Consider the following 16,337-nt stretch of genomic DNA (forward strand, 5'->3'; position numbering starts at 1 on the left):
CCCGGCCTGCGACACCTGCGCCACCTTCTGCGCGCTCTCCGACACGTGCTTCGCCTTCTGGCTCGAGACCCCGGCGGCCTGCTTGACCTCCTCCACCGTCGCCGTCGTCTCGCTCACCGCGCTGGCCGTCTCCGCCGCACCGGAAGCCACCTGCGTCGTGGTCGCGAGTATCTCGCTGGACGAGGAGGCGAGTACGCCGACGCCTTCGTTCAGTTCCCGGGTTGTGCGCCGCAGGCTCTCGACCATGGCACCGAACGCGCGCAACAATAGGCCAACCTCGTCGGCGCGATTGTTCCTGGGTACCTCGACGGTGAGATCGCTCGCGGCAACCCGTTCGGCGGCGCGCGACAACGCGCGCAACGGTCCCGCGATCACCCGCTCCAGCAACAGCGCCAGCATCACGCCGATGACCATGGCCGCGATCCCGACCAACAGGAAAATGCGGAACGACTGATTGGCCTGCTGCCCGGCGTGAGCCACTGCGCGGCGCGCGCTTTCTTCAGCGGTGTTGCCGAGTTCCTGGGCAATGGCGCGAATTTTCTCCTGCCGCCCCTGCTGCACGCCGACCAGGAGCTCCCGCGATTCCACGATCTTGCCGGCGAGGATCAGGGGAATGATCTCGGTGTCCTTCGTTTGGGCGAATGCCTGCCAGACGGATTTCAACTCCTCCAGCCGCGATAGCTGGCTGGGGTCGTTCTTCGCCCGCGCCAGCAGGCCGAGGAGGAGACGGTCAATCAGTTGCGAGCGTTCCGCGGCTTGCGCCAGCAGCGGCTCCTGTTCCGCGCGCTTGCTCAAGAGCTGCGCTTCGAGCATCAGCGCCCGGATCTGGTTTTGGTGCACGCGCAGGGTCTGCAAATCGCTCAGGTTGGCGAAGTCTTCCTGGTACAGGCGCTCCTGCGACTCGCGGATGGTGCTGATGCCCGTGTAGGCGGTTGCGATCACCCAGGCCATCAGCGCAAAGATCAGCCCGAAGCAGACAAACAGCTTGTTGCGGGTCGTAAGATCCAGAAACCATTTCATGTCTGCTTCTCCTTGTCTGCTTGTCTGCTTTTCTGCCCGCCATTCCCGGCCTGCTAAGCGCCCATCTGTTCCTGCACCACGATGTCCTCGTCGGCGAGCAGCTTCCCGGCATCGAGAACCACCGTGCGCTCCGGGGTAATTCCCTTCAGGTATTTTTCCCGGATGCCGGTGAGCGTGGGCAGCGAGGGCTGGATATCGGCCAGCGCAATGCGGCGCACGCCGATAATGGCGTCCGCGAGGATGCCAAACACCATGTCTGCGGACTCGAGGACGATGACCTTGTTCAGGTCGGGCAAACCGGTTTGCGCGAGGTCGAAGAACTTGCGCACGTCGATGACCGAAATGATCTCGCCGCGCAGGTTGACGATGCCGAGCACGAAGGCCGGCGTGCACGGCAGGGGCGTGAGGTTTTCCAGGGGATAAACCTCACGCACAGAAGAAGATTCGACGGCGTAGCGCTCATGGGCGAGCAGGAATTCCACCACCTCGATGCTTTGAGCCAGGGTTTGCGTCGTGTCGGGCTCCGCGGCGAGCGCAAGCGCCCTCTCGCGCAGGATGCGTCGGGCCTCATCGGCCCCGGGCGTCCAGGCCTGCTCGCCGGCGGCTTGCGCGGCGTCCAGGCGCGCGCGCACTTCGGCCCAGTCGATGGCTGCCAGCTTGGTCTTGCCTGACGCGTGCTGGCTTGCGCTCATTGGCGTACCTTCGTGCCGGGCACTCCGGTATTCGCCCTTGGGACGGCCCGGCGGGCTCATGCCGCCAGTTCCTTATGCGCGCGCGGCAGGCTCGCCTGCACGGAGGTGATGATTTCGACCAGCCGGCTGGCGCTCAGCCCGTCCGACTCCGGCAGCAGGACATCGGCCGGGCACGCCCGCAGCAGGCTCAGCGCATTGTCGAAATGCCGTCGCGCTTCCCGCTGGCGCCCCCCGGACAGACACAGGTTACCCAGGGCGAAATGCGCCAGCGCAAAATCCGGCGCCAGGTAAAGCGCACGTCCGAGCGAGCGTTCGGCGGTCTCGCTTTGCCCTCGCTCCTGGCAGATGGCGGCGTGCAGATAATAGTGCGCCGGGTTCAGCTTGTCGGCGGCGATCGCCTGTTCGCACCACTCGGCCGCTTCGGCGAGCCTGCCTTCATCGGCGCAAGCGCGGGCGTTGCGCAGTGGCGTTTCGCGCGCATCGTGCTCGCGCGCGTCCGCGTCTTCGGCTTGCGTCGCCCGCAGGCCGCCGGCTTCGTGCAGGACTTCCGACGCGACCGCCGACCGGTCCACGCTGAAAGCCGCAGCTGGCGCCGATGCGTGTGGCGCAGCGGCTTCCCCGTCGTACCACGGGACTGGATGACTGACGGCGACGGTCCGCGGCCCGCCAGCCGCCATCTTGCGATACAGGAATGCGCCTGGAAACTCGACGGCGGTGAATGCGGAAAACAGAACGGTCGAAGTCTCTGCGGGGCTGGTGATCAGCCACCCCCCATCGATCAGCGAACGCTGCAGCTTGTCGACGACGTTTCTCGCCCGTTCCGGGGCGAAATACATCAGCACGTTGCGGCAGAAGATCACATCCATCGCGTTGGTGTTGTTCACGAGCGATGGGTAAGCATCTTCGGCGAGGTTGAGATAGGAAAACGTCACCCTCCGCCGTATCCGCGGCTGGATCTCGAAGCGTCCGTCCGCTCGTCTTGTGAAATACCGCTCCCTGAGCCAGCCGGGTGTGCCGCGGAAGGACCATTCGCCATACACGCCCTGCGCCGCCTTGCGCAGGAACTGCGGGTTGATGTCCGTCGCCAGGATGGTCACGTTCCATTGCGCGATATCAGGGATCAACCGGTCCAGCAGCATGGCGATCGAATAGGGCTCCTCGCCGCTGCAGCAGCCCGCGCTCCAGATGCGAAGATGCTTTTCGGTTTGGGCGCGCGCGCGAAGCAGTTGCGGCAAGATCTGCTGCTCGAGAATGTCCAGGCCTCTTTTCTCGCGGAAGAAATAGGTCTCTCCCACCGTCAGATGGCTCGCCAGCCCTTCAATTTGAGTTCGCGTCAGGGGCGCGGCAAGCAGCCAATGGATGTAGGCCTCGGCTTGCGCATATCCCGACTCGCGGGATGCGGCGGCGATGCCGCGCTCCAGGTCGCGCCAGCGCTCTCTCGGGAAGTGGAGCCCCACCTGGGATGCAAGGAAATCGCTCAGGCGCGACAGCAGCGCATCGGGCAAGGCGATCGGCAGTTCGATGAGCATGCATCAGCCCCTTTCCAGCGCCAGATCCAGGGACTTCTCTTCCTCTGGAGAAAAGAACCGGTCCAGGTCGTAAATCAGAACCAGGCCATCGCTCGTCTTGAGCACGCCCTCGATGTGCTGGCTGCCACGGGCGATGCCGCCGGTGCTCGCGACCGCGTCCGCCGGGCGCTCCACCACGCCCAATACCGACTCCGCGATGATGGCGAGTCGCCTGGTGCGCGCACGCGCCAGCACCAGGCTGTCGGATACCGCGATGCCGCGATGGGCAAGACCGAGGCGCCTGCGGATGCTCACGACAGTGAGCACCTCGCCCTGCATGTTGACGACGCCTTCGACGACATCAGGGGCCCCCGGCAGCGGCGTGACTTCGGCCATGCGCAGGACGCGATCCACCGCGGCCAACGGCAGTGCGTAGGTCTGCCCGTCAACCTTCAAGAGGACCCATCGAATCAGGGAAGCCGCCTTTTTCACCAAGAAGCTCCCGTATCCGCCGCCGGCGCCATGCCGATGGCCGCTTCCCGAAAATTGCAGCTCAGGAAAGCCCCCTGCAGGAAATCACGCAAGGTTTGGCGCATCAGCGCTTGATCTTCGACAATCAGCACGGTCTTCTGGCCCCGGCTTTCGGTTTTGTTCGTCATCGACCTTATTTTTGCAAACCAGGCGTCGCCGCGGCAATTCGTACGGATCGAGAGAAACTTTAACAGTAGGCAGCATCGCCGTCTATAGGGAAAGCATGGCCATGTGCCGCTCTTCGGCCCGGCCCGCTTCGGCCGCGCCCGCTACTTCGGCGTCGTCAGGCCGTGCTCGAGAGCGAATTTGATCAGCGAGGGCAGGTCCGTGACGCCCAGCGTCGACATCAGGCGACTGCGATAGGTATCGACCGATTTATGGGATAGGTGGATCAGGCGGTCGACCGGACTGCGCGCCTACCCGGAACCCCTCAAGCCGCTGCAGCCGCCTTTTGAATTTCGCCCCTGTGCTGATTCACATGCCGGCTTTGCCGCTCAGCCCGCAGCTTTCCAGACACGGCAGGCAAGGCAATCCGCTCAGCACTCAACAGATCAGCCAGACACTGCGGCCGCCCCCGCGCCCCACTGGCCCGGTAGTCCGCCAGCAAGGCGACACGCACATCACCTTCAACCAGCCCGCGAACGACGGTGAGATGGTCAAACAGCAAATCCACCAGTTTTTCCAGCGCAAATTCATGTGTCTTGCCGGTGGTCTGCCAGAGCCAGTCGCTGAAACCCAGGAAATGGTTAAAGGCGGAACCTGGTGCCAACAGCAGCTTCAGCCCCAGCGCAAAACGCCCCGAGTTGGCGACCATCTCCCAGTAGCGCGCAAAGCGCTGGATGCGCTGCATGGTGGCAAAGTCAATCGCCCCGGTCTGCAAAATCGTGTACGGCGTCTGCGGGTCGTAGACCATCGCAAAGCCTGCCGTATGCCGGGTAATCGGCGTGCCGCGCAGGCGCTTCAAAATGCCGAACTGGATCTCGTGCGGCGCGAGTTCATGCAGGCGGTCAAAGCCATCGGCAAAACTTTCCAGCGTCTCGCCGGGCAGGCCAAAAATCAGGTCGGCGTGCACATGGGCCTGGCTTTCGTTCACCAGCCAGCGCAGGTTTTCGGCGGTTTTGACATTGTCCTGCTTGCGCGAAATGCGCTGCTGCACCTCGGGGTTAAAGCTCTGGATGCCGACTTCAAACTGCAGCGAGCCGGCGGGGAACTGCGCGATCAGCGCCTTGAGCCGGTCCGGCAGGCTGTCGGGTACGACTTCAAAATGCACGAACAAGTCAGGCGCCATGCGGTCGAGGAAAAATTGCAGAATGCGCACTGAAAAATCCACCTTCAGGTTGAAGGTGCGATCGACAAACTTGAAGTTGCGCGCGCCGCGCTGGTAGAGCGCGTCCATCCCGGCCATGAAGCGGTCCAGCTCGAACGCCCAGGCGGTCTTGTCGAGCGAGCTCAGGCAAAACTCGCACTTGAACGGGCAGCCGCGCGAGGCCTCGACATACAGCAGGCGCTTGGCCAGGTCTTCGCCCGTGTACTCGTTGTAGGGCAAGGCCAGCGCCTCAAGCGGCGGCTGTTCGCCCGCGATGATTTTCATCAGCGGCTGGGGGCCATCAATCAGCGCGCGGCACAGCTTGGGAAAGCTCACATCGCCCCAGCCGGTGATCACATGGTCGGCCAGGCGGCATATCTCCTGCTCGCCGGTTTCAAAGCTGACCTCCGGCCCGCCCAGCACGATCCTGATGTCGGGCCGCAAGGTTTTGAGCAGCCGCACGACCTGCGTGGTTTCGACCACGTTCCAGATGTAGATGCCCAGGCCGATGACGGTGGGATTGAGCGCCAGCAAGTCTTCAACAATCTGCACCGGCCGCTGCTGGATCACGAATTCGCGCAGCTGCGTCTGCGCACGCAAGCCAGCGCCACCATGCGCATCCATGTTGGCCAGCAGATAACGCAAGCCCAGCGAGGCGTGAATGTACTTGGCGTTGAGGGTGGCGATCACGATGCCTGCCGGGCCAGATGGCTCGGCAGGCGTCGGCGGGGAAGTGGGCGGGGGCGCAAGGCGATTCATGCCCGTATTATCAAAGCATGACAAAAACTCCGCCTGGCCACGGTGCACCCCATGAAGCGTAGAAACTCGACCGGCGACTCCTTTTTTGCCTGGGAGGGCGAGGTGCTGGTGGTCAACATCCTGGGCAAGCCCAGTGCCAGCAAGGACGCCATCGGCAAGCCCAAGGGCACGCAGCTCAAGATCAGCGTGACGGCGGCGCCGGTGGCGGGCAAGGCGACCGACCACATGGTGCGCTTCCTGGCGCCGCTGTTTGGCGTGGCGGTGGCCGACATTGAAGTAGTGTTTGGTCGCGAAAACGTGAACAAGCAGCTGCGCATCCGGGCGCCCAAGAAGCTACCCGCCGTGTTTGCACAGCCCTCCCTGTTGCCCGATGAGGACTGAGGCGGTTATGACTTTTTCATCCTTTTCATCCTTTTCATCGGCTGCGGCGCCCGATGGCGCCACTGGAACTAAAGGCGGAGCCACCACTCACACCTTCATCATGAAATTTCAACGCCTGGTATCTGCTATATTTTTTATAGCTGTTTATGCTCTTTCCACGGGCGCCAACGCCCAAAACAGTCTTATCAAGCTGAGCTCTGGCGGCGCGGTGGTCAGCACCGAGCAGGTGCGCGCTGAACTGCTGGCCTGGGCGCCCGAGGGCGTCGAGGCGGGCAAGCCGGTCTGGCTGGGGCTGCAGCTGACGCATCAACCCGACTGGCACACCTACTGGAAAAATTCCGGTGACTCCGGCCTGCCAACAGAGCTGGCGTGGCAATTGCCGGCCGGCATCACAGCGGGCGACGTGGCTTGGCCCACGCCCAAAAAAATTGCGATTGGCTCCCTGGCCAACTATGGCTACGAAGGCACGGTGCTGCTGCCGGTGCCGCTCACGGTGGCGCCCGGCTTTAATGCGCCGCAGCTCGATGTCACGCTCAGGGCCACCTGGCTGGTCTGCCGCCTGGAATGCATTCCGCAGGAAGGCGAGTTCACGCTGAGTCTGCCGGCGCGCAGTTCCAGCGCGGCCCACGGCCAGGCGTTTCAGGCCACCTTTGAGGCCAGCCCCAAGCCCCTGCCCACGGGCAGCAGCCAGCTCGAAGTCAGCGGCAACGCCCTCAAGGTAGCGCTGGCAGGCCTGCCCGCCACCCTGCAGGGCAAAACGCTGGCCCTGTACCCCGAAACCAACGGTGTGATAGCACCCGCCGGCCCGTGGCAGCAAGCCTGGCAGGGCGCGCTGTGGACGGCGCAGCTCCCGCTCTCAGACCAGCGCACCGAAAGCCCTGCGCAGATGCCGCTGGTGGTGGCCTTCAATGGCGCGGCCTACCGCATCGAAGCGCCCGTTACCGGTCCCTGGCCCGCCGTGGCGCCCCCCGCCGTGGTCTCGCCCGCGCTGGAAGCGGCGCTGCGGGCCAATGCGTTGGCCGCCGCCCTGCCCGGCAGCGCACCTTCCGTGGGCCTGCTGGCCGCCTTGTTGGGCGCGCTGCTGGGCGGCATGATTTTGAACCTGATGCCCTGCGTGTTTCCGGTGCTGGCCATCAAGGTGGTGGGCTTTGTACATGTCAAAAACCAGTCGACCCGGATCAGCCACGGCCTGCTTTACAGCGCGGGCGTGGTGCTGTCGTTTCTGGCGCTGGGCGGCTTGCTGCTGGCGTTGCGGGCGGCGGGCGAGCAGCTGGGCTGGGGCTTTCAGCTGCAAAGCCCAGTGGTTGTGGCGGGGCTGGCCGCGCTGTTCACGCGGATCGGCCTGAACCTGGCGGGCCTGTTCGAATTTGGCAACTTTCTGCCCGGCCGCGTTGCCAACCTGCAGGCCAAAAACCCGGGCGCCAATTCTTTTCTGACAGGGGTGCTGGCGACCGCGATTGCCTCGCCCTGCACCGCGCCCTTCATGGGGGCGGCGCTGGGGTTTGCCGTCGGGCTGCCCGCCGTGCAGGCGCTGGCGGTGTTTGGGGCGATTGGTGTCGGCATGGCGCTGCCCTACCTGGCGGCCAGTGCCGTGCCCGCCGTGGCGCGCGCCTTGCCGCGTCCCGGCGCCTGGATGGTGACCTTCAAGCAGCTGATGGCGTTTCCGATTTTCGCCACTGTCGTCTGGCTGGTCTGGGTGCTGGGCCAGCAAAGCGGCATCGACGGCGCGGGCGCGCTGCTCGCCCTGCTGGTGCTGATGGCGCTGGCAATCTGGGCGCTGGGCTTGCGCCATGCCAGCCCCCGGACCCGCACCCTGCTGGCTACTTTTTCAATCGTGCTTCTTGCCCTGGGGTTGTGGGCCATTGGCCCCAACATCACCAAAGAGATCGCCAGCCCGGTGAGCGTATCATCTGCCGCCGCACCCGGAAAGTGGCAGGACTGGGAACCGGGGCGGGTCGAGCAGCTCACCGCGCAAGGCCAGAGCGTGTTTGTCGACTTCACCGCCGCCTGGTGCGTGACCTGCCAGTACAACAAGAAAACCACGCTGGCCAATGCGTCGGTGCTGGCCGATATGGAGGCCAAAAATGTTGCCCTTCTGCGCGCCGACTGGACCCGCCGCGACCCGGCCGTCACGGCCGCGCTGGCGCAACTGGGCCGCAGCGGCGTCCCGGTATATGCGATTTACAAAGCGGGCCGCCCCCCCGTGGTGCTGTCAGAAATTTTGTCGGTCGATGATATGCGGGCCGAATTGGCCAAGCTGTAATACTTTCAGGATGTGAGCCGCCCATGAATCCCCTGCCCTCCGCTGAGCGCATCCCTTATATCCTCACCCATTGCCGCACCATTGCGGTGGTGGGCCTGTCGCCCAAGCCGCACCGCGCCAGTTTTGAGGTGGCGCGCTACATGCAGGCCATGGGCTACCGCATCATCCCGGTGAACCCGAACGCGAGCGAAGTGCTGGGCGAAAAAGCCTACGCCACGCTGGCGGAGGCCGCGCAACACGAAAAAATCGATCTGGTGAACTGCTTTCGCAACAGCGAAGACATTCCCCCCATCGTCGATGACGCCATGGCCATAGGCGCCAGGGCGGTCTGGATGCAGCTGGACGTAACGCACCCCGCAGCCACAGCCAGGGCTGAAGCCGCAGGCCTGCTGGTGGTGCAGGACCGCTGCATCAAGATCGATCACCGGGTGCTGCTGTCAAGCGGCCTGCTGCAGGCGCCTGCGCCATCGGCCTGACGGCATTCCCTTTGGCCCCGGCCAGCGCGCCATGCTCCAGCTGAAAAATCAGCGCCTTGACAATGCCGTACATCACCGCGCGGTCCCGCGTCGGATGGTCTGCAAAATGAACCAGCGTGTCGCCGATCCGGGCGAACGGGCCGCCCGTCGGCCCTGAATCATGGCCGTAGGTCACCGTGATGCCGTACTCGGTCATGAGCGGCCCGCAGGCCCGCCAGTCGCGCGTCCACTGCGGCAGGGCCTGGGCCTTGTCCCACAGCGTTCCGGCGCTTTCATAGCATTCCTCGATCTGCTGGTGACCGAGCAAATGGGCCAGATGCCGCTCTTTGGCGATGCAGCTGCGAAAATATTCCTGGTCAGACATGCGCATGGGGTGCCCTTTTTGAGTCCATCAAAAGCTCACAGCGCCATGGTAGTGCTGAAGCGAAACGGTGGCTAGTGGGGTCTTGCAAAGGGCCACCCCCTCACGTCTGAGACAATCTACCCATGTTTGCACCACTTCAAAACGACACTTTTCTGCGTGCCTGCCTGCGTCAGGCGACCGACCACACCCCCGTCTGGCTGATGCGCCAGGCCGGCCGCTATTTGCCGGAATACCGCGCCACGCGCGCCCAGGCCGGCAGCTTCATGGGGCTGGCCACCAACACCGACTACGCGACGGAAGTCACGCTGCAGCCGCTGGAGCGCTATCCGCTCGATGCCGCCATTTTGTTCAGCGACATCCTGACCGTGCCCGACGCGATGGGCCTGAGCCTGTCGTTTGCGCTGGGCGAAGGCCCGAAATTTGCCACGCCGGTGCGCGACGAAGCCGCCGTGGCCAGGCTCGAAGTGCCCGACATGAACAAGCTGCGTTATGTGTTTGACGCCGTCACCTCGATCCGCAAGGCGCTCAACGGCCGGGTGCCGCTGATCGGCTTTTCGGGCAGCCCCTGGACCCTGGCCTGCTACATGGTGGAAGGCGCGGGCTCGGACGACTACCGTCTGGTCAAGAACATGCTGTACCAGCGCCCCGACCTGATGCACAAGATGCTGGCCGTCAACGCCGACGCCGTGGCACTCTACCTGAACGCCCAAATTGAAGCCGGCGCCCAGGCCGTGATGATTTTTGACAGCTGGGGCGGCGTGCTGGCCGATGCGGCCTTTCACACCTTCAGCCTGGCCTACACGGCACGCGTGCTGAGCCAACTCAAGCGCGAACACAACGGCGTCATCATTCCGCGCCTGGTGTTTACCAAGGGCGGCGGCCAGTGGCTGGAAAGCATGAAGCAGCTCGACTGCGAGGTGCTGGGCCTGGACTGGACCGTGAACCTGGCGAAAGCGCGGGCGCTCGTCGGCGAAAACGGCCCGAACGCCAAGGCGCTGCAGGGCAACCTCGACCCCAATGTGCTGTTTGCCAACCCGGCGCAGATTGAAGCCGAGGTCGCCAGCGTGCTGGACAGCTTTGGCGCGCCGCACACCGACCTGACCCAGACCGGACCGACCCATATCTTCAATCTGGGCCACGGCATCAGCCAGTTCACGCCGCCCGAAAGCGTCGAGGTACTGGTTCACGCAGTGCACGCTCACTCTCGCAAGTTGCGCGCAGCCCGGGGCTGAGGTCGCTCGAAACATGTTTCAACGGCTGGTTTTTGGGGCTATTTCAAGCGTGACTAGCACAAAACCAGCCGCCCGCCGCCGGACTTATGCACAAAACACGCGCTGCGGGGCCATCCGCCCGGGGACCCTGCCCGCACTGCGCTATCAAACCCATAGCGCACGTAAGTCATTGATTTATATAGGATCTTTAAATTGCCATTTTTCCGGGCAGTTTAATGAAAGCCTTGATTTACAAGGCTTTGCGGCGTCTCAGGGCAATCTATCAACAAAGTTATCCACAGAAAACCGGGACATCTTCAAAGCGGTGAAAAATCAAGGACTTAGCGCATTGTTTGTATGTACTTGTGAAGAAATGCATACACTTTGATACACGAAATGAGGTACTGGCTCCAGGTAGTGGTGGCCACCCCTGCCCACAGCGCCATTGCCGGGCCCCTGACCTACCGGAGTGAGTCTCCACTCAGCCCCGGCACCTTGGTGCGCGTGCCGCTGGGCAAGCGGGAGGTGCTGGGCGTGGTGTGGGAAGTGCTGCCCGACAGCGGCGAACTGCCCGAGACCAAGACCCGCGACATCGCCGGCGTGCTCGACGGGCTGGCGCCGCTGTCAGCCACCTGGCGCAAGCTGGTGACGTTTACCGCCGGCTACTACCAGCGCTCGCTGGGCGAAGTGGCGCTGGCCGCCCTGCCGCCCCAGCTGCGCGAACTCAGCGCCCTGCAGCTGGCGCGGCGTCTGAAGCGCCCCGTGGTCGACACCAGCAGCCCGCCAGACACTACTGATTTAATAGCACTAAGCGCTCAGCAGGATTGCGCTTTGGCCGAATTTGATGCCGAAACCATGGGGGCCAAGCGGCCCGCACTGCTGTTTGGCGCCACCGGCAGCGGCAAAACCGAGGTCTACCTGCGCGCGGCGGCCAAGGTGCTGGCGCAGGACCCGAGCGCGCAAGTGCTGGTGATGGTGCCCGAGATCAACCTCACGCCGCAGCTGCAGGCCCGTTTTGAAGCCCGCTTTGCCCACCTGGGCAAAGAGCGCGTGGTGGCGCTGCACAGCGGGCTCACGCCCGCGCAGCGGCTTAAAAGCTGGCTGGCCGCGCATGCCGGCCAGGCGCGGCTGGTGCTGGGCACGCGCATGGCCGTGCTGGCGTCGCTGCCCAACCTGCGGCTGCTGGTGGTCGACGAGGAACACGACCCCAGCTACAAGCAGCAAGAAGGCGCACGCTATTCGGCGCGCGACCTGGCGGTGTACCGCGCCAGACTCGAAACCACGGCAGGCGATACCCCTCAAAAAGCGGAATTTCCCGACGGGCCGCCCCTAGGGAAATTAGCCCCCTCGGGGGGCAGCGAAGTACGCGAAGCGACAAGCGTGGGGGTCAAAATCTGCCGCGTGCTGCTCGGGTCGGCCACGCCCTCGCTGGAAAGCTGGCAGGCCACGATCACCGGCCGCTACCAGCGCCTGAACATGGGCGACCGCATCGGCAGTACCGTGCCGGGCGCCGGCGGCCTGCCGACGGTAAGGCGCGTTGACATGAACCACCAGCCCAAGCAGTGCGTGATTGCGCCGCCGCTGCTGGCGGCCATTGCCCTGCGCGTGGCGCGCGGCGAACAGTCGCTGATCTTTCTGAACCGACGCGGCTACGCGCCGGTGCTGGCCTGCCACGACTGCGGCTGGAAAAGCGAATGCCCGCACTGCAGCGCCTTTCGCGTTTTTCACAAGATCGACCGCACGCTGCGCTGCCACCACTGCGGCTTCACCGAGCGCGTGCCGCGCGCCTGCCCCAGTTGCGGCAACATCGACATCGCCCCGGTAGGGCGAGGCACCGAGCGGCTCGAAGAACACCTGGCCGAACTGCTAGCCGGCGTGCAGCGGCCCGATGGCGCAGCCGTGCGCATCACCCGCATCGACGCCGACACCACCCGGCTCAAGGGCGCGCTGGAGTCGCAACTGGCCAGCGTGCATGCCGGCGAGGTCGATGTGCTGGTTGGCACGCAGATGATTGCCAAGGGCCACGACTTCCGGCACATCACGCTGGTGGCCGCCATCAACCCCGACGGCGCGCTGTTTTCAAGCGACTTCCGCGCGCCCGAGCGGCTGTTCAGCCTCTTGATGCAGGCGGGCGGCCGGGCCGGCCGCGACGCCCGGCACAGCGCCGCCAGCGATATGTGGGTGCAGACCTTTCACCCGGCGCTTCCGCTGTTTGAGGCCCTGAAGCGCCACGACTACCCGGCCTTTGCCGACCAGCAACTGGCCGAGCGCCAGGCCGCCGGGCTGTCGCCGTTCGGCTTTTCAGCGCTGATCAGGGCCGAAGCCAAGACCCAGGAAGTGGCCCAGGGCTTTCTGAACGCCGCCGCCCTGGCCGCCCAGGCGCAGCAGCTCACCGGCCACGCCCATGTCACGCCCTACCCGGCTGTGCCCATGACGATCCAGCGCGTGGCGAATATCGAGCGCGCCCAGATGCTGGTCGAAAGCCCGTCCCGCGTGGCGCTGCAGGGCTTTTTGGCGGCCTGGCAGCCGCTGCTGTTTGAAACGCGCCGGCAGGCGGAGTTCAAAAGCCTGGTGCGCTGGGCGATTGATGTGGACCCGATTGCGATTTGAGGGAGCGGGAATATTTTTATGGGCGGGTTATCGGCCATCAGCGGTCGCTCAAGCGTGAACCGCCGGCGACTCCAAAAGACTGACTCCGGACTTTCAGATTTCCAGATAGCAGTCGTTCAACGTTGGAGGTAACCGGCGCCCAAGAATAGGGGCCGAGCAGCGGCCGGACGCACTTGGGCGTCCGTGTTGACTGACCTGTTAGCCTGCATCGAGCAGAGCCCGGATGCGTGCATACACATGCTGCAACTCCCGGAGGGTAACCAAGAATAAGTTTGGCTCAAAGCCGAACGCGCCGTCCCAAGTCTTGCCGTCAACGCCTGCGGGATAGCGATGACGCTGGTCCTCAGGGACCTTCTTGTTGCGTTCCTCAATGTAGGCAAGTAGCTCGGCAAGTTCGTCAGCGGCCATTCCTCCAACTATTTCGGGAATCTCGCACCGGAACGGCACTTCAAACTGGAACTCCTTCTTCGGGTACAGCTTGAAATAGCGTTTGGAGAGAGCATCCAAGTCGTGGCCGGACTTTCCGCCGAACTGCTCTCCGGGGCACGCCTTCAATATGCAGCCCTTCAAGAAGAGCTCAAGCGAATGAAAAGCGAGAGACATGACCACCGCCCCGTGCGCATAGTTCGCGTGCTGCACGTCGGAACATAGGCTGTCGCAAAGCACTTCCGCGGAGTCGAGATACGCCCCGGCGAAAGCGAGTAGCTGCCCTTGCACAGGCTGCTGTTGCAGGTCCGAGAAGTTGAGCATCCGCCAGGCCATCTGAAGGCTAACGTTGAAGGCAAGGTGACGCCGCAGGCGGTCGCCGCTTGGCCGACCAGTTAAACATCTTCTCCCCCGGCGCGACTGTTGACAAACGCAATTAGGAATGCGAGAACCGTCGCGAGCGTTGCAAGCGGTAGCTGCCACCAGAGCGCCGCAATTGAGTAGAGAACAACAACTGAGCCAATGTCAGCTAAGACGACGTGCTTGCGTATTGGAGCAAGCATGCCCCCGTACATCTTGTTCAGTGCGACGGTTCGCCCGATATTCGGCAGGCATACGACAAGGAACAGCAAAACCAAAAGAACAGAAGCTGCCACCAGCAACCACTGCTGCCGATAGTAGCCCGCTGTCCAAACGATACCGATTGCAAGCAACCACACAAATATGAAATTGACGCCGGTGCGGCGAAGACTCGCACGTACCTGCTTTTCCACTTCATCAAGTTGATCTTGGGTCACCATAGGATGCTGTTTAACGTGATGTAGATCGGCGGATATCCTGGGCGCCCAGGATATCAGACTGGATAAATTCGAATTCCATCCCCGAATACGAATAGTCCATCAGCCGGCGAGGCGCGTGCAGACTCGCTTTGCCCCCAAATACCAAGAAAATCGAAGTCATTTGCTTACCCCCAAAACCTTATCGTCTATCCTGTCCAAATTGGGTAGTGCCGAGTTCACTTCCCCGACACTTCATGTGGTCGCCACTATAGCCCCGTAGGAAATGCGCCCGAATGACTCCTTACGCTGCAGTCCCGTCGTTCGAATCTCAATCATCGATGACCGCTTTGGGCACGCTGCAGTCCGTGATGAACGGCAGGTGTGCGGGTGGTCTGAATCACCCCACCAAATACAACGCCACACGGTCGGTTGTCCACGTCGCCACGCCCGTACCAAAAAAATCGGCATCCTCTGTCCATACCGGGCAACCTATCGTCATGGCACACGCAAGAACCGGCCAGTCATCGGCATCGCGCATGGCAATTCGCTGGAGAGCTTGTTGTTGCAGGCCCGCATAGTGATCAAGTTCGAGGGGACGAACAATTGATTCAAGGGTATCGAGAACCGCTATGGCGGCTGCGCTTTTGACGCCGCGCTTCTCCAGCAACGCTGGCAGGTACTTCCGGGCATCGGCGTACGCTACGTCAGGCGCGAAAAATTTGACTGTTGCCGCATTTGCAAGAAGGAGTTCTCGCACCCGCTTGCCCAACACCGCACGAATCAGGATGTTGGCATCCAGGACGATGGCCTTGTTACTCATGCCGCGGTGGCCTTGGGCTTTTTGCGGGGGCTTAGCCGTTTGCGGACAGCTTTGAATTCAGCGACCACTTCTTCGACATCAACGCCCTGTGCCGCAAGCAACTGATCCAGGGTCTTGCTCGCCTTCTTCAGTGCTGCGATGTCAGCGTCAGCGCTCCCTTGCGTAGGGATGAAGTAGCCGACAGTTTGACCGTGACGCGTAACGGCCACAGGCGTGCTGGACGCAATGTACTCCGCCATACCTGCGCGGAACTCTTTGATGCCTACTTTAGTCGTTTCCATAATTTTGACCTCCTTGTGCGTCATTGCACATTGGTGAATCTTAGTGTACACACTTTTCACTATTCTGGTGAATCAGGCGCATAGTTGAACTCCCTTTATTGACAAGGAGATTCATCATGGAACATGACATGTAATCAGTCCCCGCGCCCACGCGAACCGTGGAACAAAGGAAAATTGGTCGGGCAAAAGCGCCCTTCAAGCGCAAGGAAATCTGGGCCATCTGCGTGTGGCTTCAACTTGAGCACCGCATGGTCGCTCAACCCTCAAGTCAGCAGCGCCACCACCCCCGGAAAGCTGAAAAACGCCAGCACCGTCGACAGCAAAATAATCCGGGCGATGCGCCCGTTGTCCGCCTCAAAGCGCTCGGCCAGCAAGGCCACATTGCTGGCGCTGGGCAGCGCGGCCAGCAGCACCACCACGGTCAGCGTGAAGCGGTCCAGCGGCAGGCCGAGCGCGATGGCGGCCAGGCCCACGCCGCCCACCAGCACCGGGTGAAGCACCAGCTTTATAAGCACAACAGGCACATAGTCGGCCATGGGCGTGCGCGAGTCGCTATTCATTTGCGAGCGCGCCAGCACCGCGCCAATGGTAAACAGCGCCACCGGCGACGCCGCATCAGCGAGCAGGCCGACCGTGGCCATCAGGGGCGTTGGCAGCGCAAAGCCCACCCCTGACGCCAGCGTGCCCAGCGCAATCGACCAGGGCAGCGGGTTGATCACCACGCCCTTGAGCGCCATGCGCGCCGCCCGGGCTGCGCCGTGCTCGTCGGCGCCATCGAGCCGCGACAGCGCAATGCAGAGCGACGAGGTGATCACCATGTCGACCATGATGGTCACGATGGCCGGGCCGGCCGCCTGGGCACCCAGCAGGGCGACCAGCAGCGGCACGCCCATGAAGCCGGTGTTTGGAA

Annotated in this window: 18 protein-coding genes; 6 read left to right on the forward strand and 12 right to left on the reverse strand. The window is 63.2% G+C overall.

Annotated elements, in window-relative coordinates; all coding sequences use genetic code 11:
- The 6 genes from Q8K05_RS11065 to Q8K05_RS11090 all read right to left on the reverse strand — a co-directional run.
- The coding region (locus tag Q8K05_RS11065) for a methyl-accepting chemotaxis protein (RefSeq protein WP_305246666.1) at positions 1-1,020 on the reverse strand (1,020 nt) is incomplete at its 3' end.
- 53 nt (positions 1,021-1,073) lie between these two features.
- Complete coding sequence (locus Q8K05_RS11070) at positions 1,074-1,712, reverse strand: chemotaxis protein CheW (protein WP_305246667.1); 639 nt, start codon at positions 1,710-1,712, stop codon at positions 1,074-1,076.
- A gap of 56 nt (positions 1,713-1,768) precedes the next feature.
- Positions 1,769-3,241 carry a protein-glutamate O-methyltransferase CheR gene (locus Q8K05_RS11075; protein ID WP_305246668.1) on the reverse strand — a complete coding sequence of 491 codons (1,473 nt, stop codon included), beginning with the start codon at positions 3,239-3,241 and terminating at the stop codon, positions 1,769-1,771.
- A gap of 3 nt (positions 3,242-3,244) precedes the next feature.
- Entirely contained in the window at positions 3,245-3,712 is a 468-nt protein-coding gene (locus Q8K05_RS11080) for a chemotaxis protein CheW (protein ID WP_305246683.1), read from the reverse strand.
- Complete coding sequence (locus tag Q8K05_RS11085; protein WP_305246669.1) at positions 3,709-3,879, reverse strand: hypothetical protein; 171 nt, start codon at positions 3,877-3,879, stop codon at positions 3,709-3,711. The genes Q8K05_RS11080 and Q8K05_RS11085 overlap by 4 nt, the downstream gene beginning before the upstream one ends.
- A 302-nt stretch (positions 3,880-4,181) precedes the next feature.
- Entirely contained in the window at positions 4,182-5,816 is a 1,635-nt protein-coding gene (locus Q8K05_RS11090; protein ID WP_305246670.1) for a B12-binding domain-containing radical SAM protein, read from the reverse strand.
- Between the two features lie 51 nt (positions 5,817-5,867).
- On the opposite strand from Q8K05_RS11090, the gene Q8K05_RS11095 reads away from it, so the two are divergent.
- The 3 genes from Q8K05_RS11095 to Q8K05_RS11105 all read left to right on the forward strand — a co-directional run bounded on the left by Q8K05_RS11095 (position 5,868) and on the right by Q8K05_RS11105 (position 8,936).
- Entirely contained in the window at positions 5,868-6,197 is a 330-nt protein-coding gene (locus tag Q8K05_RS11095) for a DUF167 family protein (protein WP_305246671.1), read from the forward strand.
- Between the two features lie 100 nt (positions 6,198-6,297).
- Complete coding sequence (locus Q8K05_RS11100) at positions 6,298-8,460, forward strand: protein-disulfide reductase DsbD (RefSeq protein WP_305246672.1); 2,163 nt, start codon at positions 6,298-6,300, stop codon at positions 8,458-8,460.
- A 23-nt stretch (positions 8,461-8,483) separates the two neighbouring features.
- A complete protein-coding gene (locus Q8K05_RS11105) occupies positions 8,484-8,936 on the forward strand; it encodes a CoA-binding protein (RefSeq protein WP_305246673.1) in 453 nt (150 codons plus the stop codon).
- Here the strand turns inward: Q8K05_RS11105 and Q8K05_RS11110 are convergent.
- The gene (locus Q8K05_RS11110; RefSeq protein ID WP_305246674.1) at positions 8,872-9,306 is read right to left on the reverse strand and encodes an aminoacyl-tRNA synthetase; all 435 of its coding nucleotides are present in this window, start codon (positions 9,304-9,306) and stop codon (positions 8,872-8,874) included. The genes Q8K05_RS11105 and Q8K05_RS11110 overlap by 65 nt on opposite strands.
- Before the next feature lie 116 nt (positions 9,307-9,422).
- Between Q8K05_RS11110 and hemE the strand changes: the two genes are divergently transcribed.
- The 3 genes from hemE to priA are packed head-to-tail and all read left to right on the forward strand — an operon-like array spanning position 9,423 to position 13,121.
- Positions 9,423-10,532, forward strand: a complete 1,110-nt coding sequence (hemE, locus tag Q8K05_RS11115; RefSeq protein ID WP_305246675.1) for a uroporphyrinogen decarboxylase — start codon at positions 9,423-9,425, stop codon at positions 10,530-10,532.
- Positions 10,533-10,545: 13 nt separating this feature from the next.
- A complete protein-coding gene (locus Q8K05_RS11120) occupies positions 10,546-10,899 on the forward strand; it encodes a hypothetical protein (protein ID WP_305246676.1) in 354 nt (117 codons plus the stop codon).
- Positions 10,900-10,907: 8 nt separating this feature from the next.
- Positions 10,908-13,121, forward strand: coding sequence for a primosomal protein N' (gene priA / locus Q8K05_RS11125; protein ID WP_305246677.1), 2,214 nt, complete (start codon positions 10,908-10,910; stop codon positions 13,119-13,121).
- Positions 13,122-13,319: 198 nt separating this feature from the next.
- Here priA and Q8K05_RS11130 read toward each other — a convergent pair whose 3' ends face one another.
- From Q8K05_RS11130 to Q8K05_RS11150, 5 genes are all read right to left on the reverse strand, one after another.
- Positions 13,320-13,883, reverse strand: a complete 564-nt coding sequence (locus Q8K05_RS11130) for a hypothetical protein (protein WP_305246678.1) — start codon at positions 13,881-13,883, stop codon at positions 13,320-13,322.
- A 59-nt stretch (positions 13,884-13,942) separates the two neighbouring features.
- Positions 13,943-14,347 carry a hypothetical protein gene (locus Q8K05_RS11135; protein WP_305246679.1) on the reverse strand — a complete coding sequence of 135 codons (405 nt, stop codon included), beginning with the start codon at positions 14,345-14,347 and terminating at the stop codon, positions 13,943-13,945.
- A 376-nt stretch (positions 14,348-14,723) separates the two neighbouring features.
- A complete protein-coding gene (locus Q8K05_RS11140; protein ID WP_305246680.1) occupies positions 14,724-15,146 on the reverse strand; it encodes a PIN domain-containing protein in 423 nt (140 codons plus the stop codon).
- Positions 15,143-15,427, reverse strand: a complete 285-nt coding sequence (locus Q8K05_RS11145; protein ID WP_305246681.1) for a type II toxin-antitoxin system Phd/YefM family antitoxin — start codon at positions 15,425-15,427, stop codon at positions 15,143-15,145. The genes Q8K05_RS11140 and Q8K05_RS11145 overlap by 4 nt, the downstream gene beginning before the upstream one ends.
- Positions 15,428-15,690: 263 nt before the next feature.
- Positions 15,691-16,337, reverse strand: a 647-nt coding sequence (locus tag Q8K05_RS11150) for an AEC family transporter (protein ID WP_305246682.1), incomplete at its 5' end; no start/stop codon positions are given.

Source organism: Polaromonas sp. (assembly GCF_030682935.1).
GTDB lineage: Bacteria > Pseudomonadota > Gammaproteobacteria > Burkholderiales > Burkholderiaceae_C > Polaromonas.

Bases quoted from the DNA above. Each gene is read 5' to 3' on its own strand.
- Q8K05_RS11070 (WP_305246667.1), bottom strand. From the start codon at position 1,712: ATGAGCGCAAGCCAGCACGCGTCAGGCAAGACCAAGCTGGCAGCCATC.
- Q8K05_RS11075 (WP_305246668.1), bottom strand. From the start codon at position 3,241: ATGCTCATCGAACTGCCGATCGCCTTGCCCGATGCGCTGCTGTCGCGC.
- Q8K05_RS11085 (WP_305246669.1), bottom strand. From the start codon at position 3,879: ATGACGAACAAAACCGAAAGCCGGGGCCAGAAGACCGTGCTGATTGTC.
- Q8K05_RS11090 (WP_305246670.1), bottom strand. From the start codon at position 5,816: ATGAATCGCCTTGCGCCCCCGCCCACTTCCCCGCCGACGCCTGCCGAG.
- Q8K05_RS11095 (WP_305246671.1), top strand. From the start codon at position 5,868: ATGAAGCGTAGAAACTCGACCGGCGACTCCTTTTTTGCCTGGGAGGGC.
- Q8K05_RS11100 (WP_305246672.1), top strand. From the start codon at position 6,298: ATGAAATTTCAACGCCTGGTATCTGCTATATTTTTTATAGCTGTTTAT.
- Q8K05_RS11105 (WP_305246673.1), top strand. From the start codon at position 8,484: ATGAATCCCCTGCCCTCCGCTGAGCGCATCCCTTATATCCTCACCCAT.
- Q8K05_RS11110 (WP_305246674.1), bottom strand. From the start codon at position 9,306: ATGCGCATGTCTGACCAGGAATATTTTCGCAGCTGCATCGCCAAAGAG.
- hemE (WP_305246675.1), top strand. From the start codon at position 9,423: ATGTTTGCACCACTTCAAAACGACACTTTTCTGCGTGCCTGCCTGCGT.
- Q8K05_RS11120 (WP_305246676.1), top strand. From the start codon at position 10,546: ATGTTTCAACGGCTGGTTTTTGGGGCTATTTCAAGCGTGACTAGCACA.
- priA (WP_305246677.1), top strand. From the start codon at position 10,908: ATGAGGTACTGGCTCCAGGTAGTGGTGGCCACCCCTGCCCACAGCGCC.
- Q8K05_RS11130 (WP_305246678.1), bottom strand. From the start codon at position 13,883: ATGGCCTGGCGGATGCTCAACTTCTCGGACCTGCAACAGCAGCCTGTG.
- Q8K05_RS11135 (WP_305246679.1), bottom strand. From the start codon at position 14,347: ATGGTGACCCAAGATCAACTTGATGAAGTGGAAAAGCAGGTACGTGCG.
- Q8K05_RS11140 (WP_305246680.1), bottom strand. From the start codon at position 15,146: ATGAGTAACAAGGCCATCGTCCTGGATGCCAACATCCTGATTCGTGCG.
- Q8K05_RS11145 (WP_305246681.1), bottom strand. From the start codon at position 15,427: ATGGAAACGACTAAAGTAGGCATCAAAGAGTTCCGCGCAGGTATGGCG.